Origin of the sequence: Pseudomonas sp. FP453, assembly GCF_030687495.1 — a bacterium.
Classification (GTDB): Bacteria; Pseudomonadota; Gammaproteobacteria; order Pseudomonadales; family Pseudomonadaceae; genus Aquipseudomonas.
On record NZ_CP117435.1, the window covers coordinates 2,516,130 to 2,538,395 of the forward strand.

The 22,266-nt window shown below is 62.8% G+C and carries 17 protein-coding genes; 12 read left to right on the top strand and 5 right to left on the bottom strand.

Features of this window, described 5'->3' with window-relative positions; all coding sequences use genetic code 11:
* Positions 1–87: 87 nt before the first annotated feature.
* Positions 88–2,454 (bottom strand): TonB-dependent siderophore receptor, encoded by a 2,367-nt coding sequence (locus PSH87_RS11430; RefSeq protein ID WP_305434297.1) that lies wholly within the window; start codon positions 2,452–2,454, stop codon positions 88–90.
* A 154-nt stretch (positions 2,455–2,608) separates the two neighbouring features.
* Positions 2,609–4,261, bottom strand: coding sequence for a cyclic peptide export ABC transporter (locus tag PSH87_RS11435; protein ID WP_017735591.1), 1,653 nt, complete (start codon positions 4,259–4,261; stop codon positions 2,609–2,611).
* A 199-nt stretch (positions 4,262–4,460) separates the two neighbouring features.
* Here PSH87_RS11435 and PSH87_RS11440 point away from each other — a divergent pair, with 199 nt between their 5' ends.
* Entirely contained in the window at positions 4,461–5,285 is an 825-nt protein-coding gene (locus tag PSH87_RS11440; RefSeq protein ID WP_305433676.1) for a N(5)-hydroxyornithine transformylase PvdF, read from the top strand.
* Positions 5,286–5,442: 157 nt separating this feature from the next.
* On the opposite strand, the gene PSH87_RS11445 is transcribed toward PSH87_RS11440, so the two are convergent.
* From PSH87_RS11445 to pvdM, 3 genes are read right to left on the bottom strand one after another with little or no spacing between them, the layout of a single operon-like run.
* Positions 5,443–6,315: a formylglycine-generating enzyme family protein gene (locus PSH87_RS11445; RefSeq protein WP_305433678.1), complete on the bottom strand. Its 873-nt coding sequence runs from the start codon at positions 6,313–6,315 to the stop codon at positions 5,443–5,445.
* A 31-nt stretch (positions 6,316–6,346) separates the two neighbouring features.
* A complete protein-coding gene (locus PSH87_RS11450) occupies positions 6,347–7,615 on the bottom strand; it encodes an aminotransferase class V-fold PLP-dependent enzyme (RefSeq protein WP_305433680.1) in 1,269 nt (422 codons plus the stop codon).
* Positions 7,616–7,633: 18 nt separating this feature from the next.
* Positions 7,634–8,983: a pyoverdine-tailoring dipeptidase-like protein PvdM gene (pvdM, locus tag PSH87_RS11455; RefSeq protein ID WP_305433682.1), complete on the bottom strand. Its 1,350-nt coding sequence runs from the start codon at positions 8,981–8,983 to the stop codon at positions 7,634–7,636.
* 142 nt (positions 8,984–9,125) lie between these two features.
* Between pvdM and PSH87_RS11460 the strand changes: the two genes are divergently transcribed.
* From PSH87_RS11460 to PSH87_RS11510, 11 genes are all read left to right on the top strand, one after another.
* On the top strand, positions 9,126–10,757 hold the full coding sequence (locus PSH87_RS11460) for a PvdJ/PvdD/PvdP-like protein (RefSeq protein WP_305433684.1): 1,632 nt from the start codon (positions 9,126–9,128) through the stop codon (positions 10,755–10,757).
* A gap of 468 nt (positions 10,758–11,225) precedes the next feature.
* Entirely contained in the window at positions 11,226–11,723 is a 498-nt protein-coding gene (tssB, locus tag PSH87_RS11465; RefSeq protein ID WP_017735585.1) for a type VI secretion system contractile sheath small subunit, read from the top strand.
* Between the two features lie 33 nt (positions 11,724–11,756).
* Positions 11,757–13,295, top strand: a complete 1,539-nt coding sequence (gene tssC / locus PSH87_RS11470; protein ID WP_305433685.1) for a type VI secretion system contractile sheath large subunit — start codon at positions 11,757–11,759, stop codon at positions 13,293–13,295.
* A gap of 23 nt (positions 13,296–13,318) precedes the next feature.
* A complete protein-coding gene (tssK, locus tag PSH87_RS11475) occupies positions 13,319–14,668 on the top strand; it encodes a type VI secretion system baseplate subunit TssK (RefSeq protein ID WP_017735583.1) in 1,350 nt (449 codons plus the stop codon).
* Positions 14,665–15,342, top strand: a complete 678-nt coding sequence (gene tssL / locus PSH87_RS11480; RefSeq protein WP_026136649.1) for a type VI secretion system protein TssL, short form — start codon at positions 14,665–14,667, stop codon at positions 15,340–15,342. Before tssK ends, tssL begins: the two co-directional genes overlap by 4 nt.
* Positions 15,343–15,882: 540 nt before the next feature.
* Positions 15,883–17,400, top strand: coding sequence for a type VI secretion system protein TssA (tssA, locus tag PSH87_RS11485; RefSeq protein WP_305433688.1), 1,518 nt, complete (start codon positions 15,883–15,885; stop codon positions 17,398–17,400).
* Between the two features lie 24 nt (positions 17,401–17,424).
* Positions 17,425–19,194: a type VI secretion system baseplate subunit TssF gene (gene tssF, locus PSH87_RS11490; RefSeq protein ID WP_305433689.1), complete on the top strand. Its 1,770-nt coding sequence runs from the start codon at positions 17,425–17,427 to the stop codon at positions 19,192–19,194.
* A complete protein-coding gene (gene tssG, locus PSH87_RS11495; RefSeq protein ID WP_305433690.1) occupies positions 19,158–20,246 on the top strand; it encodes a type VI secretion system baseplate subunit TssG in 1,089 nt (362 codons plus the stop codon). The genes tssF and tssG overlap by 37 nt, the downstream gene beginning before the upstream one ends.
* Complete coding sequence (gene tssJ, locus PSH87_RS11500) at positions 20,227–20,754, top strand: type VI secretion system lipoprotein TssJ (protein ID WP_305433691.1); 528 nt, start codon at positions 20,227–20,229, stop codon at positions 20,752–20,754. Before tssG ends, tssJ begins: the two co-directional genes overlap by 20 nt.
* 3 nt (positions 20,755–20,757) lie before the next feature.
* A complete protein-coding gene (gene tssE, locus PSH87_RS11505; RefSeq protein WP_017735413.1) occupies positions 20,758–21,195 on the top strand; it encodes a type VI secretion system baseplate subunit TssE in 438 nt (145 codons plus the stop codon).
* On the top strand, positions 21,179–22,231 hold the full coding sequence (locus PSH87_RS11510; RefSeq protein WP_305433693.1) for a type VI secretion system ImpA family N-terminal domain-containing protein: 1,053 nt from the start codon (positions 21,179–21,181) through the stop codon (positions 22,229–22,231). The genes tssE and PSH87_RS11510 overlap by 17 nt, the downstream gene beginning before the upstream one ends.
* Positions 22,232–22,266: the final 35 nt, after the last annotated feature.

Sequence of the window (22,266 nt, forward strand, 5' to 3'; positions counted from 1 at the left end):
ATCCTTGTTACCTGACTCACCGTGTTTTTGCAGGCACAAAAAAAGCCCCGTATCTCGCGATACGGGGCTTTTGTTTGGACGCCGGGTTTAGAAGTTGTAGCGGGTGGTGACCATGAAGTTGCGCGGGTCGCCAGGGTAGGCGGAGTCATAGAAACCGATGTTGGTGTAGTAGTTCTTGTCGAACACGTTGTTGACGTTGACGCTCGCCGACAGGTTCTTGGTGATCTGGTAGCGGGCCATCAGGTCAACCAGCCAGTACGGGTCTTGGGTGAGGATTTCGGAGCGGCGCAGGCCAGAGTTGCGGATCGACTTCCAACCCTCGCTCTGCCAGCGTGCGCCACCGCCGATGGTCAGTTTGTCCAGCGGGCCGGTGAGCTTGTAGGTGGTGTAGAGGTTGACCTGGTCTTCCGGTTCCCAGGTGGAGATCTTGTTGCCGCTGTCGTCACGAGCCACCTTGTGCGTGTAACCCGCCTGCAACTGCCAGCCGGTGGCGATTTCGCCGGAGATTTCCGCTTCGTAGCCCTTGGTCTTGGACTTGATGCCGTAGTACGGCGAGTCGTTGATCAGGCTCGCACCCTCAGAAGTATCGAGTTCCGGCCGGTTGGTCTCGTGCACTTCGAAGTAGGCGAGGCTGGTGTTCAGGGCGCCGTTGAAGAACTCGCCCTTGATACCGACTTCGTAGTTTTTGCCTTCATCCGGTTCGAGCATCTGGTCGTTGCGGTCGCGGTAGTCGGTCTGCGGCTGGAAGATCTCGGTGTAGCTGGTGTAGGCGGTGAAGTTGTCGTTCAGGTCGTAGGTCAGGCCGGCATACGGCACGACTTTGCCACTTTCGGTAGAGCGGCTGGTGCCAGTGACCTGGTAGTTGGCCAGGCGCGCGCCGAGCAGCAGGTGCATTTCGTCGGTCAGGCTGAAACGGCTGGTGACGTAGCTGCCGGTCTGGCGGCTGGTCTGGTCGAGGACGCGGGTGAGGTACCACGCCGGTTCCGGAATGTTGCCGTTCCAGTTGTAGAAGTCCGCAGAGTTGGTGCCCGGCGCAAAGGTGGCGTCGTAGCTCTTGCCTTTCCATTTGCTGATGGAGACGGACTGGCCCACCACCAGTTCGTGTTCGCGGCCAAACAGTTCAAACGGCCCGGTGGCGTAGCCATCCAGGCTGTCGCTGGTGGTTTCGCCGACGTGTTTACGTGCGTAAAGCGAGCTTTGGTTGCCTCGATCCTGGGACAGGGCGGCCAGCGGCGCGTGGTAGCCGTTGATCTGGTGGTTGTACTGGCCTTTGGCGACCCAGCCATTGCTGAAGTTGTGTTCCAGGGTGGCGAAGGCGGTGCGGGTGTACTGCGCCCACGAACCCCATTTCGGCCCGTTGTTGAACGAGCGTGGCAAGTCCAGTTCTTTGCCTTCGGCGTCGAAGATCATGCGGCTGCCGGTCCAGCTGGAACCTTTGGGGTCGCTGTCCTGGTAGTCGGCGCCGACGGTCAGCAGGGTGTCTTCGTCGAGGTCGGCTTCAAGAATCCCGTAGAACACACTGGTCTTGCGCGTGTAGTGGTCGAGGAACGAGTGCTTGTCGTTGTAGGCCGCGACCGCACGCGCACGGATGTTGCCGGATTCGGTCAACGGGCCGCTGACGTCGATCTGCGAGCGGTAGTTGTCCCAGGAGCCGGCGCCGAGTTCGATGTTGCCCTGGAACTCGGCGGTCGGTTTCTTGCGGATCAGGTTGAGCGTGCCGCCCACGCCGCCGGCGCCAGTGAGCAGGCCGGTGGCGCCCTTGAGCACCTCGACGCGGTCGTAGAGGGCCATGTCGGTAAGGGTCTGGCCGGCGGAGTACTGGGCGTCACGCAGGGTCGGGATGCCATCGTACTGGAAGGTGTTGATGGAGAAGCCGCGCGAGTAGTAGTTGGTGCGCTCGCTGTCATAGGTCGACACAGTAATGCCGGGCGTATGACGCATCACGTCGTCAATCGAGTTGAGAGCAAAGTCGTCCATGGCCTGGCGGGTGACCACGGAGATCGATTGCGGCGTCTCCCGTGGGGTCAGTACCAGGCGCGTTGCAGTGGCGATGGTGCCCGGCGTGTAGGAACCGGTGCCTTCGGTCACGGTGCCGAGTTGGTTGGCGGTCACCTGGGTCGCGCCCAGCTCCATGCCGGAAGCGGCATGGGCGCTGATGCTGATGGTGTTGCCTTGCAGGCCGTAACCGACACCGGTGCCCTTGAGCAGGCTGGTGATGGCGCGGTCCGGGTCGAGCTTGCCCTTGACGGCATTGCTGCGCTTGCCTTCCACGTCGGTCGGGCTGTACAGCACTTGCAGGTTGGTCTGGCGACCGAATTCTTGCAGTGCGCTCCCCAGGGGCTGGGCCGGAACGTCGATCTCAAGTTCCTGTGCCTGCACATAGCCAGCAATCGGCAGCGACACGGCCAGGGCCAGCGCGCTGGGCAACAGGTTGAAGTGCAGGGCCCGGCGCATGGACAGCGCTTTGCTCAGGGGGCTCAGACCGAGTCGTACTGACATGAATGCTTTCTCTTCTATGTTTTAGTGGGCAGATTATAGATGTTTATTGAGTTAGATTCTCATTACCACTAGTGAGACGTTCCTACTTGGAGAAACCGGAAAACTTTTTTCACGCCGGCTCCATTTCGTGCACCACTTTGCCCGCGCGCAGGCGTACCAACTGGTCGGCGATGTCGAAATAGCGGTCGTCGTGGCTGATCACGATGATGGTCTTGCCCAGGCGCTTGAGGTCCGGCAGCAGCTCGGTGTAGAAAATCTTGCGGAAGGCCGGGTCCTGGTCGGCGGCCCATTCGTCGAACACCAGCACCGGGCGTTCTTCGAGCCAGGCGTTGACCAGCGCCAGGCGCTTGCGCTGGCCGGTGGACAGGTCGGTGGTGCTGAACACGCCGTCCTTGACGCTGACCTTGTGCGCAATTTCCAGGCGCTCCAGGTATTTGGTCGCACTGTCCAGCGACTGCGTGGCGCTGCCTTGCACCAGGTCATCGAACAGGTAGTAGTCGGCAAACACGGTAGTGAACAACTGGCGGTAGTCGTCGCGCACCGGGTCGGTCACGGTGTCGCCATTGAGGCGGATTTCCCCGGCCTGGGGTTGATACAAGCCAAGCAGCAGCTTGATCAGGGTGGTCTTGCCGCAACCGTTTTCGCCGACGATAAACACGATATCGCCCTGCTTGATGCTCAGGTTGATCGGCCCCAGGTGGAACGGCTCGCTGCCTTCCACCGGCGGCGGGCTGTAGCTCACGCCGCGCAGTTCCAGGCTGTGCACCTGCGGGTGCGGGGCTTCGCTGGCGTCCATCAGCAAGTGCGGTTCCGGCGATGAGAACCGGTCGGCCAGTTCGGTGATGCGCGCAAAGGCGATGCGCGCCTTGCCGATGATCGGCAGGTAACCCACCACATGTTCCAGCGGGCCTTTCATGTACAGCAGCACCAGCACGAAACCGGTGATCACCGCCGGATCCGGGTTGGGGCTGTAGGCCTGCAGGGCGAGGGCCAGGCCAATGACCACGAAGAACAGCATCGAGCCAAAGGTCTTGGCGACGATGTAGATGTTCACCGAACGCACCTGGATATCGCTGATCCGGTCGGCGGTTTCCTGGATGCGGTGGGTGTTCATGCGGTAGCGTCGTGGCCGGTGGATACGCAGTTCCTTGGCCCCCGAGGCGATTGCCGAGTAGTAGCGTTGCAGTTCGTCTTCGAGGTCGCGGGCTTCGTCAAAGCCACGAATGCCCTTGGCCCCGGCGATGAACTGCACGCTGCAACCAATGGCGATGGCGACAATCATCAGCAGGAACATCGGCACCGACAGGTACGCCAGGTAGCCCAGGCAGCCGAGGGTCACGGTGGTGGCGATGGCCAGCGGGGTGAAGGCGAAGGAGAAATCGCTGATGGTGTCGACGTCGTGGGTCAGCACCGGAATCAGGCGGTGGGAGCGATAGCGTTCGATCTGTTCGATGGGCGCCGACAGCACCTTCTCACCCAGCTCCTTGCGCAACGCCGCGATGATGCGCTGGCCGACATAGTTGGTGCCGATGTCGGACACAATCGAACTGGTCAGGGCCAGCACACACAGGGCGGCAAACGTCAGCACCACGCCCTGGGTCATGCCGGTGGAGGAGTGCAGGGCGTTGTTGATGGTGGCCAGCAAGAAGGTGATGGCCAGGCCACCCGCCATGCCCAGGGCGACGGACACCGTCACCAGGGTTCGAAAGGGTCTGAGCAATGCGAGCAGACCATTGAAGGCGCCGCGCTTGGGGTCGGTCATAAATACTTCCCGGAGAGTGAATAGAGGGGCTGGGCACACAGACCCTTACCCATGACAAACGAAGCATCGCGGCGAGTATTTAGCGCGGCGTGCCCGGCGGTGGCCGGCGTGGATAAATTGGCGGCGCGCTGGTTCGTTCTTGTGGTGTAGGCGCACGCGTACCGACGCAGCGCGCAGTCCATCCAGCGAGAGCGAAACAATGACGAAAAAGAATCTGGTGTACGTGTGGTCCCTGAGAAACGCCGCCGCCGACAAGGCCGGGCAGCCGGTGGCCTACAAGGATCACGAGCGTTATATGAAGTCGGTGCTGGAGTTCCTCGCGGGTTCGCTGAACGACACGCCGCTGGGCGAGGCCTACAACCTGGTCGGCGTGGTGTACGACGATGACGAGCAGAATCCACGGGACCAGCAACTGGTCAAGGATTACGGGTTTGCCTACCAACCTGGCCGCCAATGGCTGTACCCGGCGGAACTGCGGGTGCAGGGCAAGCTGGTCAACGACCTGCTGCTGAGCGTGCCATCCACCTATCGCCGCCTGCCACGGGGCAGTGCGGAACACATCGCTGGCAAGCAGGACTTCGAACGCCGCCTGCATGACACGCTGGTGGAATTGAAGGCTGACATCGTGGTGCTGGATGGCCTGCTGGTGATCCTCGATGAACTGGTGCGGCCGGGTGCACCGTTTGCGCGGCGCATCATGAACATTCACCCCGGTATTACCCGCATCGAATCGCCCTACGAGCGTCGCGGCGCGTATGCCACGTGGAATGCGCTGTACGGCGCGCGCGGGTTGACGGTGACGGATTGGGCGACCAAGGCCACCACGCCGTCGGAGCCGCTGTACCTCACCGGTGCATCGTTTCATTACGTGGATAACGGCATTGATTCGGGGGAGGTGTTTCACGACGTGTTGAAGACGGAGATTTCGCCTGAAGACACGATTCTTGAGCTGCGCTGGAACAACTTCAATAACAGCTTGTTCCCGGCGTTGCATGAGGGGTTGGGGCTGTTGGCAAAAATCTAAAGCGCACACCGATCAAAAATGTGGGAGCTGGCTTGCCTGCGATAGCGGTGGGCCAGTTTGCACATAAATCACTGATAGACCGCTATCGCAGGCAAGCCAGCTCCCACAAAAGCCAGCTCCCACATGGGCTGGCTCTCACATTGGGATGTTCAGTGCTTCAGAGTTCGCGCACTACACGAAAACCAATCCAATCCCCCCGCGTCTGCGGGTAGATATTGTTGCGGTTGCCCGAGCGCGAAAACACCGGCGCTTCGCCCCAGTCATTGCCGCGAATGATATAGGCCTCGCACGTCTGCTCCGACCAGGCACTGCCATCGGTCGGCGCGCCCACATAGTTCTCGTGGTAGCAGTCGGCAACCCGTTCATAGACGTTGCCGTGCATGTCATACAGGCCAAACCCATTCGGTGCGTAGCTGCCCACCGGCGAGGAATAGCTGTAGCCGTCCGCCGGGCCGTAGGTGTTGGCGTGCTCGGCGATGCTGTAGCCCTTGCCCGCGTCAAACGGGAACGGGAAGGGCCCCTTGGTCCCGGCACGCGCGGCGTATTCGCGCTGGGCTTCGCTGACCATGTGGTACTGCTGGCCGGTCTTTTTTGACAGCCAGCTGACGTACTGCTTGATGTCGTCCATGTCCATGCACACCGCCGGCTGGCGCGGCCCTTGCGGGTAGCGGGGTTTGCTGGCGATGCATTCGCGGCCGGGGCGGGTGTCGCCGTTGGCGATCTTCACGCCGGTCTGGCGCACGTAGCTGTCCCATTCGCCGGCGGTGATATGGAAGCGGCTCATGGCGAAGGGCTTGGCGAAGGTCACGTCGTGCATCGGGCCTTCGTCGGGCTCGCGGCCGACTTCATCCTCGGGCGTGCCCATGGTGAAGGTGCCGGCGGGCAGCACGACCATTTCCGGGCAGTCCTTGCAGTCCTTGAATACCTTGCCCGGCTGCGGCGTGGCGGCCTGGGCCAGGCCCGGCAACAGGGCGCCGCACAGGGTCGCCAGCGTCAGGGCGGCCAGGGGTTTGAGTCGGGATGGAATCATGTGGGCCTCTTGTCAAAAGGAAAAATGGACATCACAGCAGTGGGCTCAGCAGGGCCATGAAACGCTGGATCTCGTCGGAGGAATTGAGCAGGCCAGGCGCGGTGCGGATCACCGGGCCGGCGTCGCGGTTCACCGCATCGATGACCACGCGCTGTTTCATCAGGTCATCGGCGATGTCGTTGCTGTCCCGGTCCTTGACCCGGAAGAAGGTGAAGCCGGCCGACAGTTCAGGGCTGCGTGGCGTGACCAGTTCGATCTGCGGGTGGGCCAGCAGGTGCTCTTTCAGCTCGCTGTTGAGGGCATGGATGCGCGCCTGCACCGGCGCCTTGCCCAGTTGCAGGTGCAGCTTGAAGGCCTCATCCGCCGCCCAGCGATGTTCGAACGCATGGAAGCCGCCGGGCGTCATGGTGGTGGCGAAATTGGTGTCTTCGGAGAAGGTCGGCACCATCGGCGTGACGTATTTGTTCTCGCTGTCGCGGGCGCAGACCAGCCCGGTGCCGCGTGGGCCGAACATCCACTTGTGGGTGCCAGCGATAAAGAAGTCGCAGTGCATGTCCGGGAAATCGAGGTTTTCCACGCCAAAGCCATGCACGCCATCGACCACGTAGAGGATGCGGTCGTTGTCATCGCGGTGGCGGTTGTGTTCATTGACCAGTTGGCCGATCTCGCCGATGGGCAGCTTCACGCCGCTGCCGGACTGCACCCAGGTCATGCCCAGCACGCGGGTGTTGGGGCGGATGTTGCGCTGGATATTGCCGAGCACTTCGTCGGCCGAGACGCGGTTGGCGCTCTCGAACAGCTGGAACCGGCGCACCTGGGTGCCTTGCTTGCGCACGCGAAAATCCAGCACGTTCTGGGTCGCATAGTGCTCGTGCACGGTGGTGAGGATTTCCTGGTCGGCGCGCAGTTGGATGCCGCCGTAGATCATCGCCAGGCCCTCGGAGGTACTGCCGGTGAGGGCGATCTGCGCGGGTGCGGCCTTTAGATAACGGCCGGCCCATTCGCGCACCTGGCCTTCGCGTTTCCAGGTTTCCTCCAGGCCCCAATCCATCGCCAGCCCGGGGTTGTGGTCGATCTGCTGGCGGTAGCGTTCAATGGCGTCACGCACCGGTTTTGGGTGCGACGCGACGAGGAAGTTGGAGAAGTGCAGGTAACTCGGGTCCTGGTTGAATAGCTGCTTGAGGTCCGTCCATGGATTATTTGTCGCAGGCGCGGCAGTGGCAGCCAGTGCCTCGGGCAGCAGCGGCAGGCTGGCGGCAAAGACGCCGGCCTGCTTGAGAAACGTACGGCGGTCGGTCATGGACGTGCTTCTAGGTGATTAGCGATTGGCCAAGGGCTTGGCGGCTTTTTGTACCTGGTCCCACACTCGCAGGAAGTTGCCTCCCCACAGCTTGGCGATATCGGCTTCGGAGTAGCCACGCTGGATCAGTTCGGCGGTGACGTTGCGCACCTCGCCGACGTTTTCCCAGCCGTCGATACCGCCGCCGTCGTTGAAGTCCGACGCGATGCCGACGTGATCGATGCCGATCTTGCGCACGGTGTAGTCGATGGCGTCGCCCCAATCCTTGAGGCTGGCCTTGGGTTCTTCCTCGAGGATGCCGTACAGGCCTTGGGCGTATTGGCCGAATTTCTGCCCGGGCCAGGCGGCGATGATTGCGTCGCCGGGCATCAAGGCCATGGCCAGGTTTGGCAGTGGCGGCAAGTCGAAACGCGCGCGCAGGGTGTTGAGCTTGTCCTGGGTCGGCTGGCTCAACGGGCGCAGGTACGCCGGGAAGCCGACGACTTGCACCACGCCGCCGCTGTGCTTGATCAGTTGCAGTTCCTTGTCGCTGAGGTTGCGCGGAATATCCACCGACGCACGCGGTGCCGAGTGGGACGCGATCATCGGCGTGCGGCTCAATTGCGCCACCTGTTCCAGGGCCTTGGTCGACATCTGCGACACATCGATGATCACCCCCAGGTCATTGAGGCGGTGCACGGCTTGCTGGCCAATCGGCGACAAGCCGTCGAGGGCATCGGTGGAATCATTGAAAAACGGCAGCGGGCGCGACGAGTCGGACCAGGCGTTGTTGCCGATATAGCTGAAGCCGAACATGCGCATGCCGCGCGCCGCCCAGAAATCCAGCTGGTTCAGGTCATTGCCCAACGGATAGGCGTTGAGCATGCTGATAAAGATCGCGAACTTGCCTTCGCCATGCAGGCGGCGGAAGTCGTCCGGGGTGTAGGCGATGCCCACCTGGTTGGGAAAGTCGCGGACCATGCCGGAGATGATCTTGTAGCGCACCTCCTGCTCGTGGCGGGCCTCTTCGACAAAACCCTCGGTGGGTTTGTGTGGCGCGTTTTCGCCGTTCCAGATTTCCGGCCAGCCGAAGATGGTCAGCGCCGCGCCGGACAAGCGCCCGCGTGCCGCCTTGGCCAAGTCGAACTGGCCGCTGCCATCCTTGTCGGCCTCGCTGCCGACGCCGCCGAAATCCAGGGGCACGGTGATATGGCTGTCGAACGACAACAGGCGATCCTGCATCTCATTGGCCTGCTTGATCACCTCCAGCGGGTAGCCGGCGTTGCCCCTGAACCAGTGATCCCAGGCCAGGAAACCGGCCCCGGCGCCGATGGCCAGTGCCAGCGGCAAGCCGATGTACAGCGCCTTTTTCGAACGTGGTTTTGTCATTGCCATCTCAGTCAGTTGCGGCCTTTGCTATCAGGGAAGAACGAGCGCTGGGGGCAAAAATTTAGGCGCCAAAGGGCCCGCGGTAAATTTCCCCGGCCAGCAAACGTTCTAGCTCTGATTAAGCCGTTTCCTAAGGTAGACAATGACGATCTCTCGACGTGGGTTCATCGCAGGCCTGGCCCTGACCGGCGCGGCCGTGCCGGCGGCGTTCTATGCCCATCGCGAGCTGACGCGTGAAGAAGAATTCCCCATTACACCGGGCGAAGCCACGGTGGACCTGGCCGACACCACCGGCCAGCACCTGGCGAACAGCCTGCGCGGCGTCTGGAGCCTGCGCCTGGAAGGCCGCGACGCCGGCCTCAAGGGCCTGCCGCTGCAAGGCCTGGAGCTGCTGCTGGACATCGCCCCGCGTGGTCGTGGCCTGCGCGGTTACCTCGACACTGCCGCCAACCTGCGCGCGGCCGGGGAGCCGCGCTACCGCATCCTTGGCGACCTGCTTACGGGGGAGGGCGCCACGCTCTATTGGCGCCTGATCGACCGCGACGCCCCCGGCGGTGTGCCCGCCTATGAATTCAAGATGACCCTCGACGAAGTCTGGGGCGTGTTCGGCAACGCCGGCAGCGGCACCCTCAGCGGGCAGATCCTCAACCTTGATCGCCCACTGGCACTGATTGAGCGCGACCACCGTTTCGTCGCGCACAAACAACTGTTCCCCGAAGCCCGCGAGCGCATCGGCCTGAATCCAACCCTGCTGGCCTGGCTGATCTCCGCCGAACACCGCTTGTTCCACCAACTCTGGCACGCGACCCGTGACCAATGGCACAAGCTCTCCGAAGAAAAACGCGACGCTCTGCGCGGTATCGGTTGGCAACCCGGCCCGCGTGGCCAGGAGCGCGATGCACGGGGCAAACGCAAGGACCGCAACGGCTCGGGCATCGACTTCTTCTTTATGCATCGCCATATGCTCGGCACGGCGCGCTCGATGCAAGACCTGCCATCCTGGCCGCAATTTCCAGAGCCACAACCGGCGCTGGAGGGTGATCGCCTAGGCTTCGTTCGCTACTTCGATAACCACGACGGCTTCGCCTTGCCGCCCACCTGGTCGGCGCCCGAAGACGGTGACTACACCCAGTGGGTCAGCGACATCAAGGCGGCCGAGACCTACCACAGCAATTTCCAGGTGTGGGAATCCCAATACCGCGATCCCCGCTACCTGGCCAAATTGACCCTGGGCCAGCTCGGTTCCGAAATGGAACTGGGCTTGCACGACTGGCTGCACATGCGCTGGGCCTCGGTGCCGCGCGACCCCTCCAACGGCGGCCCGGTGCCGTTCGCCCGCGACCCCGCAGACTTTGCCCCGCGTTGGTATGCGGCAGAGAACGACTTTCTCGGCGACCCGTTTTCGTCCCATGTGAACCCGGTGTTCTGGCATTTCCACGGCTGGATCGACGACCGTGTCGAAGACTGGTTCCGTGCCCATGAACGCTTCAATCCGGGCGAAGTCAGCCGGCTTGAGGTCAACGGCGTGGCGTGGTTTGCGCCGGGGCGCTGGGTGGAAGTCGGTGACCCGTGGCTAGGCCCGGATACCCATGGTTGCAGCACCACGCCAGGGTTGCAGATGGGGCGGTCGATGGAGATGGACCCGGAGACCATGAAACTGGCGTTGCGCATCACCTTTGGCACGGAGGATGACGTGCTGCAGGGGTTGTTCAAGCGGGTGCCGCAACGGCCCTGGTATGCGCGGCATTTGAAGGTGAAACGGCCAGAGGCCTGATCGCGCCGCAGCCAACTACAACTTTTACGATGTCAATGAACCGCAGTGGGGCGCTAAGGTGCTCCCTGCGGTATTGGTCGTGTATCGCCTTTTGAAAGGCGGCCGGTCGTTCTCTTTCCCTTCTTGTATTTGTAGGATTTACGCCTGTTGATGTTAGGGAAAATCTGGCTATACCCAAGTTTAATAATCGAGTTGTAGGTTGTTGTCTGGGTGAAAGCTCTTCTTCTGACAGATATTTCGTTTTTTGTTGTTTGTGAATAAATGAAAAGTTGAAATAAAGTTTATCTGGGTACTTTGTAGGATGCATCCTCAAAGCTCTGGCGAAAGTTCCCGTGCGTGGTTCGGGGGCTGGTAAATAATATCCGGGATACTCCATTCTTGCGGCGACAGACATCGGTGCGGCAGGGGCAGACTATAAAGTCCCTCTTCGGCCGATTTATTAGTTCGCCATACGGCAAGGATGGGGTTATGACGCTCGATAGTTTTCAAAATGAAGTGCCCAAGGCGCGGGTCAATATCAAGCTGGACTTACATACCGGCGGCGCCCAGAAAAAAGTTGAATTGCCCTTGAAGTTAATGGTGATGGGCGACTACAGCAACGGCAAAGAGCAACGCCCGCTGTCGGAGCGGGGCAAGATCAATATCAATAAGAACAACGTTGATAGCGTCCTCGGCGAATTCTCGCCAGGGCTCAAACTGGTGGTGGAAAACACCTTGCCGGATGAGGCCGCCGACACCGCCGTCGAGTTGAGCTTCCAGCGCCTGAAGGACTTCGAGCCGGAGCAGGTCGCGCGGCAGGTCCCGCAGCTGCGTGCACTGCTGGCGATGCGCAATCTGTTGCGCGATCTCAAATCCAACCTGTTGGATAACGTGACCTTTCGCCATGAGTTGGAACGCATCCTCAAGGACGATGCGCTCAGTGATGAACTTCGGGCTGAATTGGCTGCACTGGCGCCAAGCCGTTAATTCATTTCTATCGGTTTAAAGGGAGGTTTGACTATGTCGGTAGAACATTCTGGATCTCAATCCAACGGCAATGCTGCCGTGTCGGAAAACAGTGGCGGGGTCTACGCTGCGCTGTTCAGCAAGATCAACTTGAATCCCGTGATGGAGTTGGGCGGGCTTGAGGTGTTTCAAAATACTGAAGCACTTTCCGACGTGTCGGTTGATGAGCGGGTTACTGCGGCGGTTAATGTATTTCTGCAGTTGCTGAAACAGTCTTCACATAAATTCGAGCGTTTGGACAAGGTGCTGTTGGATGAACATATCGCGGCGCTGGACCGGCAAATAAGCCGTCAACTCGATGCAATCATGCACCACCCGGACTTTCAACGCGTCGAATCGACCTGGCGTGGGGTGAAATCGCTGATCGACCAGACGGATTTCCGCCAGAACGTGCGCATCGAACTGTTGGATATCAGTAAAGAGCATCTGGTACAGGACTTTGAAGACGCGCCGGAAATTGCCCAGAGTGGCCTCTACCTGCATACCTACACCCAGGAATACGACACGCCGGGCGGTGAACCCATCGCTGCCGCCATCTCCAATTACGAATTCGACCGCAGCCCCCAGGACATAGCTCTGCTGCGCAATATCTCCAAAGTGGCGGCCGCTGCCCATATGCCATTCGTGGGGGCCGTGGGGCCAGCGTTCTTTGGCAAGGCGTCCATGGAAGAAGTGGCCGCGATCAAGGATATCGGCAATTATTTTGACCGTGCCGAATACATCAAGTGGAAGTCGTTCCGGGACAGTGATGATGCGCGCTACATCGGCCTGACGATGCCGCGTGTGCTGGGGCGGCTGCCCTATGGTCCCGACACCGTTCCCGTGCGCAGTTTCAACTACATCGAAAGCGTCAAGGGGCCGGATCACCACAAGTACCTGTGGACCAACGCCTCCTTCGCGTTCGCCGCCAACATGGTCAAGAGCTTCATCGGCAATGGCTGGTGTGTGCAGATCCGGGGGCCGCAGTCCGGTGGTGCGGTCACCGAGTTGCCCATTCACCTGTACGACCTGGGCACTGGCAACCAGGTGAAGATTCCGTCGGAGGTGATGATCCCGGAAACCCGCGAGTTCGAATTTGCCAACCTCGGGTTTATCCCCCTGTCCTACTACAAGAATCGCGATTATGCATGCTTCTTTTCTGCCAACTCCGCGCAGAAACCCGCCCTGTACGACACCGCCGATGCCACGGCAAACAGCCGCATCAACGCGCGGCTGCCCTACATCTTCTTGCTGTCGCGCATCGCCCACTACCTGAAGTTGATCCAGCGCGAAAACATCGGCACCACCAAAGACCGGCGCCTGCTGGAGCTGGAACTCAACAAATGGATTGGCGGGCTTGTCACCGAAATGACCGATCCCGGCGATGACCTGCAGGCCTCGCACCCGCTGCGCGAGGCGAAGGTGACGGTGGAGGACATTGACGACAACCCGGGCTTCTTCCGCGTCAAGTTGTACGCCGTGCCGCATTTCCAGGTGGAGGGCATGGACGTGAACCTCTCGCTGGTTTCGCAAATGCCCAAGGCCAAGGCCTGAGTCCATCGTAGGGAAACGATGCCATGAAGATTGATCGCCCACTGTGGGCCAGCGGCGTATTGCTGTCGGCGCAGCAGTTCCAGCAACAGGCCCGATGGGAGGCCTGGGCCCACCAACAGCTCGCTCATCTGAGCCTGGTGCACCCGTGGGGTGTCCAGGCGGTCGGGTTTGATCTGGACGCCTTGCGCCTGGGCAAACTCAAGGCCAGCCAATTGTGTGTACGCCTGCCTGACGGTACGTGGGTCGATACCGACGCTGTGGACCGCCTGCCGCCTGCCTTGGAGTTGGCACCGTTGCCGGCCGATCAAGCGGTGCTCGTGCACGTGGCGTTGCCGCTGGAACAGGCCAATGGCAACAACTGCCTGTTTGACGGTGGCAACCCCGACCGGCCCACCCGCTATCGCCAGGACTGGCGCGAAGTCCAGGACCTCTACGCCGATGAGAAGCAATCCATCGGCGTGCTGGAGCACACCCTGAGCCTGCGCCTGCACAGTGATGACAACGCCGATTACGTCACCTGTCCCATTGCGCGCCTGGCCCGCGACGGGCAGGGCGCCTGGAGCCTTGACCCGGTCTATGTGCCGCCGCTGCTGAGTTTTGCGGCGCATCCAGGCTTGCTGCGCCAGCTGGACAACCTGTTGACGCAATTGGCCGCGAAACGGCAGCGGCTCATGGGCATGCGGCGTGAGAGCAACCAACGCATGGCCGACTTTGCCGTGGCCGACGTTTCGTTGTTCTGGCTGCTCAATGCGCTGAATACCTACCAGCCGGTACTGGCCGATCTGCGGGACTTTCCTGCCAGGCATCCCGAGCAGGTCTATGGGGAACTGATCAAACTCGCAGGCAGCCTGCTGACGTTTTCGTTGGAACACGATATCGACAAGGTGCCGGCCTACCATCACGACCAGCTGGAAGTGGTGTTCGCGCCCCTGATGAACACCATTTCGTTGTTGCTGGAAGCCAGCCTGCCGTCGCGGGTGGTTGCCCTGGAACTGGAGGTGCACGGCGCCAATCGTTGGCAGGTCAAATTGCATGACCCGCGCCTGCGCGAGCCTGACGGCGCGGATTTCTACCTGTCGGTACGCAGCCGCCTGCCGGCTGCGCAGTTGCAGGAGCAGTTCCCGCAGTTGTGCAAGGTGGGCACGCCGGACGAGGTCGATTACCTGATCAACGCGGCACTCGACGGTGTGCCCTTGCTGGCGCTCGCTCATGTGCCCGCGGCGATTCCCCTGCGGCTGGAAAACCAGTATTTCGCGCTCAATTTTGCGCATCCGAAAGGGCAGGCGGTATTGGCCGAAGGGGTGTGTGCGTTCTACGTCCCCAGCACATTGGTCGAGGTCAAACTCGAACTGTTTGCGGTGTTGCGCACATGAGCCGGGTCAATTCGAGCGGGCGCAGCGTATTGCCTGTGGACATCGATGAGCTGTTGCAGGACACCTATCTCCTGGTGGTCGAGTTGCGCCAGGGCGCTTTCTCCGAGGGTCAGCCGCCGCTGTGGCCGCTTTGCGTCGAGCAGGTCGAACGGGTACGGCAGCGGCTCGCAGCGGCGGGCATGGCCCCGCGCGCCATCGACTACATCTCCCACGCGCAGTGCGCGTTGCTGGACGAGACGGTGCTCACCTTTGCGAAAAAAGACGATCAGGCCGCGTGGGCAAAACCGCTCCAGGCCGAGTTCTTCAACCATCATCAGGCGGGCGAGTTCCTATACGAGGACATGCAGGCCGTATTAGGCGAACCCGCGCCTGATCGGCAGGTCCTGACGGTGTTCCAGCGTGTGCTGATGCTCGGGTTTCAGGGTCGCTACCGTGACCCGAACGACCCCGAACGCGAGCGCCTGTTGAACGCGCTCAATGCCCATGTCGCACCCTTGAGGCTCAGCCAGAGCCTGATTACCCAGGCGCGTGGCGGCGTGGTCTGGGGGCTAGGCTGGCTGCGATCGCCGTTGCTGCATGTGCTCGCTGCCGCCGTGATGTTGGCGGCGATGTGGTGGGGGTTGGATCAACTGTTGAGCGATACGGTGGTTTCGCTCTTGCCTGATCAAGCGTGAGGGCCAGATGAGCATCACTTCTCATCGAGTGCTCGTCCTGTGGGGTGGGGGATTGCTCCTGGCGCTGCTGGCCATCGTTCCACTCACCGTCTGGGTGCGCGCTACCGGGGTCTTGCTCGGGCTGAGTGGCATCGGCTTGGCCTGGGTCGCCGTGAACCGCAGGGCAGCCGCGTTGCGCGCATCCGTGCAGCTTGACGATGCGGCCGCCTTGCCGGCGGCGTCCTTCCGGCATCCGGTGCTGCTGGTCTGTGGCGATGGGCTCGATGCACTGTTTGGCCCGGCCTGCGCCGAGCGGCTGGAGCTGCGGGTGATTCCGTCGGGTGGTTATGTGCGCGTGCCAAGCCTGGAACAATTGCCGGCGATCAGCGACGCCATCCTCGCGTTGCGTCCCGGTTGGGGGGCTCAACTTTGCGTGATGTTTATCGTCAACCCCAGTGCCCATGCTGACAGCGCGGCGTTGCTGGGGCGGGTGCGAACCTTTGGCTACCAGGCCGCCCTGGTGCGCAAGCGTGGGATCAAGCTGCCGCTGTTGCTGGTGAGTTGTCCATCGCCCAGGCCGAGGCGGGCCATTGGCAACCCTGGTTGTTGCCGATCAATGCCGGCTGCGCCGTTGGTGAAGACCCGGCCTATAACGACGACTTCCAACACATGCGCGAAGAGGTCAACAAGCTCTCGGGGGCGGATGCCGAACAGGTTGCCGAGTTGGCGCAGAACCTGTTGCTCCACCATTGCAAGGACCTGCGCGTGGCCACGTATTACCTGTGGGCGCGCTTGCAGCAGGACGGCGAAGCCGGGCTGGCCGACGGTCTCTGCTTGCTGGCGGCCCTGGTGGAACGTTTCGGCGCCGAGGTGCTGCCCGCGCGCGGCAACAGCCGCAAGCTGGCCCTGGAATGGCTGGCCAGCGCCAAGGTGCTGGACACGCTGTTGCTGTACCCGGAAGTGGTCAAGGCCGAGGCCAGCCGAACCGCCGCGGCGCTGGCCTGGCTGGAGCGGGGCGTGAGTGCGTGGCCGCAGGCGCAGCGGCCGATGTTGGGCCCGCTGTATGCGGCGTTGACTGCCCGGCTCGCGCAGTCCGGTGGCATGGACGCACTGGTGCCGCAGAACAGCGCCAGTCCGGCGTCGCCCGCACCCATGATCAAGTCCGGCCGCGACCTGCTGGACAGCGGCCGCGCCTTGGCCGCCTACCTTCGTGAGCAACCCCAGGGCTGGCTGGCCGCCCACCGCCTGATGAAAAGCCTGCGCTGGGACACGGTGCATCAGGCGCCCCCGCAAGAGGCCAGTGGCAACACCCGCCTGGCGCCGCCGCGTGGCGACTATCGCGCCCAACTCAAGCGCCTGTACCTGCAACAGGGCTGGACCGAGCTGCTCGATCAGGTCGAGCGCATCTACGCCGAGGGCGTGAACCATTTCTGGCTCGATCTGCAATGGTATCTGTACCAGGCCCTGAGCCGGCAACCGCCGCCCCAGGATGGCTGGGCGGAGATTGCCAAGCGTGACCTGGGCATGTTCCTTGAGCGCCTGCCGGGGTTGGAAGACCTGCGCTGGAGCGACGCCAGCCCGTTCGCCGACGAGACCACCCGCGAGTGGATCGCCCAGCACGTCTGCGGCAACCGCCCCCAGGCCTGGCTTCCGGTTGCGCCCGTCGCACCAACGGCGGATGCCGCCGACATCCTGCTGCTGGAAAGCGAGGCCCTGGCCCAGGCCGACAGCGACGGCGTGGACCAGGCCCTGGCCTGGCTCGCGGCTCGTCCCGGGATTCAGACCGGGCGCCAGCGCTGGCTGCTGCGCCTGCTGATGGCGCGTGTCGCCGAACAACACGGCAAGGGCGACCTGGCCATCCATCTGCTGGGTGAACTGGATGCCTGCGCGCAACGCCAGGCCTTGGCCGAGTGGGAGCCCGACCTGCTTTTCGAGGTCAAGGCGCGACTGCTCAAACTGCTGCGCATCAAAGCCCAGCGCAACGACACCGACAAACCGAGCCTCGCCCGCAGGATGGAAGCCTTGCTGGCGGCGCTGGTGGTCATCGACCCGGTGCGCGCCGCCGTGCTGTGTGGCTGAACGTCAACAATCAGGATGATAGCGATGGACATGGACAATCTGACACTGCGCTATTTCGATGCCGAGATGCGCTACCTGCGCGAGGCGGGCAAGGAGTTCGCCGACGCGTTTCCCGACCGGGCAGCGCAGCTCAACCTGGACAAACCAGGCGCGCAGGACCCCTATGTGGAGCGCCTGTTCGAAGGCTTCGCGTTCCTGATGGGGCGCCTGCGGGAAAAGCTCGACGACGATCTGCCGGAACTGACCGAAGGCCTGGTCAGTCTGTTGTGGCCGCATTACCTGCGCACGATTCCGTCGTTGTCGGTGATCGAACTGGTGCCCGAACTGGAGCAGATGAAACGCAGTGAAGCCATCGCCCAGGGCTTTGAAGTGCTGTCGCAGCCGATTGGACCTCATCGCACTCGTTGTCGTTACACCACCACCCAGGACCTGACCCTGCAGCCGCTGGCCCTGACGGCAGTCGGACGCGGCTACGACGCCGACGGCCGCTCACGTCTGCGCCTGCGGTTTGCCTGTGGGCCGCAAAGCGACTGGAGCCAGATCGACCTGAGTCGCCTGCCGTTGTACCTCAACGCCGACGCGCCGCTGGCCAGCGCGCTGCATCAGGCGCTGACCCTCAATGTCCAAGGGCTGTATGTGCGTTGGCCGGGGCAGACCGAACGTCAACCGCTGGCCGGGCATTTCAGCCCCAAGGGGTTTGCCGATGAGGACCGGTTGTGGCCCAAGGGCGATAGCGCCTTCAGCGGCTACCAGCTGTTGTTGGAGTACTTCGCCTTTCGCGAGAAGTTCATGTTCGTGACCCTGTGCGGGCTGGAGCAATTGCAGATCGCGCCGGGCGTGGCCTGGTTCGAGCTGGAAGTGGTATTGCGCGAGCCCTGGCCTGCCACGTTCGAGCTGAACAGCGAACACATCCGCCTGCACGCCGTGCCGGTGATCAATCTGTTTGCACTGGAAGCGGACCCGCTGACCCTGGCACCGCTGCAAACCGACTACCTGCTGCGCCCCATGCGGGTCCAGGACGGCCACACGGAAAGCTATTCGGTGGATCGGGTCACCGTCTCGGAAAACGCCGAGCGCGAGGACTACGTGCCGTTCACCAGCTTTCGCCACAAAGGCGGCATGTTGCGCGACGAAGCGCCCGAGCGGTATTTCCATGCGCGCCTCAAGCGCGCGCCCAATGGCCTGCACGACACCTGGCTGATCCTCGGCGGCGAAGGCTTCGACAAAGACCGCTTGCTGGCCCACAAAAGCCTGTCGTTGCGCCTCACCGGCACCCACGGCCAACTGCCCCGCAAGGCCCTGCAAAGCACCTTGCTCGACACCGTGACTCAATCCACCCAGGCCGGCGTGCGCGTGCGCAACCTGTGTGCGCCGACCATGCCCTGCTATCCGCCGAACCGCGACCGTTTCCACTGGCGGGTGCTCAGCCACCTGGGTTCGAACTTCCTGCCGATGCTCGACAACGCCGAAGTGCTGCGCGGAACACTGGCGCTTTATGACTGGACGGGCAGCGAGCTGAACCGGCGGCGCCTGGCGGCGATTGCCGAGGTCCGCCATCACCTGGTGCAGCGCTTTGAAAAGGGCTTCCTGCTGCGCGGCGTGGATATCGAAATCGTCCTGGATGCCCACGGTTTTTCAGGGCAGGGCGATATCAGCCTGTTTGGCGAGATGCTCAACCGCTTTTTTGCGCTCTATGCGGATGTGCACCTGTACACCCAGCTCACGCTGGTCCTGCAACCCACCGGAAAGTGCCTGCGATGGAACGAGAACCACAATCAGCGTATTCCCGGCTGAGCGCCAGCGGTTTGCTTGAGGTGCTGCACGGGCCAGTGGCTGAAGCCAGCCTGTACCGGTTTTGCCAGTTGCTGGAGCAGGCCTTGCCCGGCCATCCGCCCCTGGGCAGTACGGCGCATCCGGGCGATGACGCGGTGCGCTTTCGGCCCGACCCGGGCATGGGCTTTCCCGGCGGCGAGTTGCGGGGGATTGAAACTGCTACCGCAGGCCCGGCCACGGTGCGCACCCGCCTGCTTGGTTTGTACGGGGTGGATTCGCCTCTGCCGGGCACCTATCTGGATGACATTGCCCAACGCCGTGACGGGCACGAGGCGCTGGAAGCCTTCCTGGATATGTTCAACCATCGGATCTTCACCCAGTTCTATCGGATCTGGCGCAAGTACTCCTACCCGGCCACCTTTGAGCCGGGTGGCGTTGACGCGACTTCACAGTGCCTGCTGGGCCTTATCGGCCTGGGCATTCCCGGCACCGCCGAACAGATCGGCACGCCGCTCTCGCGTTTCCTGGCCTTGCTCAGCGTGATGCGCCTGCCCACGCGCAATGCCGAAGGCATCAGCGCGCTGGTCAAGTTGCTGGCCCCCAACACCCGGGTGCAAGTCACCGCACATTGGCCGCAGGACATCGTGCTTGCGCGGCCCGCAAGTCTTTGCCCGCAGCGTCCGGTGCGCCTGGCCCAGCAAGCGGCCCTCGGCCGTGTCGCCCGCGATGGCAACAGCCAGTTGCGGCTGGTGCTCAACTCCGACGACCCGCAGGAAGCCCATGACTGGTTGCCGGCGGGCCCGTTGCACAAGGATCTGCTGGTGCTGCTGCGCGTCTACCTGGGGTGGCGCTGTACGGCGAAGCTGCAACTGACCCTGCCGCTGCGCAGCCTGCCGGTCCCGGTGCTGGGGCAGGCGCCGATCCGGCTGGGCATGACCGCTGTGCCGGGCCTGGGCACTGATGCCTGGCAAGCGCCAGAGCAGCAGCGCCTGACCATCAACCTGGGCCGCTACCAGGGCCTGTCGATAAACCCCTGCAACCGGGAGACTCAACATGTCGCGTACTCTTTTTAGCCTGGTGCTGCTTGCGCTGCCCCTCGGTGGCTGTGGGTTGGCCCAGACCGTGGCCGACGGCACGGCCGCCACCACCCAGGCGATTTTCTACAAGCAGGTGAAAACCCTGCACCTGGATTTCAGCGCACGCACCGCCCTGAACACCGATGCCGGTGACATGAATGCCTTGTCGGTGCCGACCCTGGTGCGGGTCTACCAATTGCGCGACGACACCGCCGTGACACAAGCGACCTACGACCGCCTGCTGGGCGATGACGCGCAACTGCTGGCCGGCGCGTTGCTGGACAAACGCACGGTAGTGGTCAAGCCCGAAGCGGGTGCGCCGCTGAGCGTGCCCATGGACAAAGAGGCACAGTTCGTCACGATAGTGGCGCTGTTTCGCAGCCCGGACGCCCGCACGAACAGCTGGCGCCTGACACTGGCCCGCGCCGACCTCGACCCTGATCGGCCGCGGGTGATCGAACTGGCGGATAACCGCTTGACCCTGCGGCCCCTGGCGGAGGACTGAGCCATGGGCGAAGCCAACCCTTCGCTGTACGAGTTGCTGTTGCAGCATTTCGCCGGTGAGTTGCCCCTGCATCACGTCAGCGAAGCCGACCAGTACAGCCTGTCCGTCCTGGACAACCTGCAACGTATCCTCAACAGCCGCGCAGGAGCGCTCAGCCATTTGCCCGATTACGGCCTGCCGGACATGGGCCTGATCCTGCAAGGCCTGCCCGCCACGGCCCACAGCCTGATGGGGATCATGCACGCCACCTTGCTCAAGTACGAACCGCGCCTGGAGGCGCTCGCCATCGAGCTGCTGCCCCAGGTGCTGCCGGGGCATCTTGAATACGCCCTGGCGCTGCAATTGAAAGACGGGCAGCACGTGAGTGTCGGCACCACCCTGGGGCCCGTGGGCAAAGTCACGCTAAACCGACAAGGACGGTCGAATGACGGCACTGTTTGAGATGCATATCCAGGTCGGTGGCGACCCACGCCACTGCCCGGCGTTCACGGCCTTGCACAGCGAGATGGCAAAGCTCGGCCATCCTGCGCGGCCTGATGTGGACTGGGCCAAAGTCGAGCAAGGCTGCCTGGCGCTGTTCAAGGAACATGGCGTAGAGCTCAATAGCGCCTGCTTCTACACCCTGGCGCGGGGCCAGCGCTACGGGCCCGAGGGCGTCCTCCAGGGCGTGGTGTTGATCACGGCGCTGAGCGCTGAATGGTCACGGGTCTGGCCGCCGCTGGCGACGGTGCGCGTGGGCCTGCTGGAGTGGCTGTTCGAGCATCTGCACCTGCTGTTGCGCAGCCAGGCGGCGGCGTCGCCCGGCCTTGCCGTGCTGGTGCAACTGGACGCCGAACTGGCGCGACTGCAGGCGTGTTTGTCTCCTCAGCTCAGTGCGCCGTTGGTGAAACTGGCGGCGCTGCGACAGCACATCAGCCAGATCAGCCAACGCTTGGAACAACCGGCCGTCCCAGGCGAAATACCGTTGGCGCCGGTGGTGGTTCTGCCGCCTCCCGCCTTAGTCACGCGAAGGTCGCGCCGGGGCCTGTGGTTGTGCGCCGCAGCACTCGCCATCGCGATGGGGGCTGGATGGCAGCTATGGCGCACGCCGGCGCAGACTGAAACCCCGCTGCCCGAACCGATCCGGCTGGACAGCCTGGCGCTGTTCGAGGGCGGCAGCGCAACCCTGAAACCGGGTTCGACCAAGCTCCTGGTCAACGCCCTGGTCGGTATCAAGGCCCGGCCTGGCTGGCTGATCGTCATCGCCGGGCATACCGATGCGAGCGGTGCGCTTGAGCACAACCTGGCCCTGTCCCACGCCCGTGCCACGGCGGTGCGGGACTGGATGCAACGCATGGGCGACCTCGCCGACAGCTGCTTTGCCGTGCAGGGCTTGGCCGCGAGCCAACCGCTTGCAAGCAATCAAACCGAGGCCGGGCGCGCAGCCAATCGGCGTGTGGATATCCAACTGGTGCCGCAGCTGGGGGCCTGCGAATAACCTCGGCACTGCGCCGATTTCCCCTTGTCCCCGCT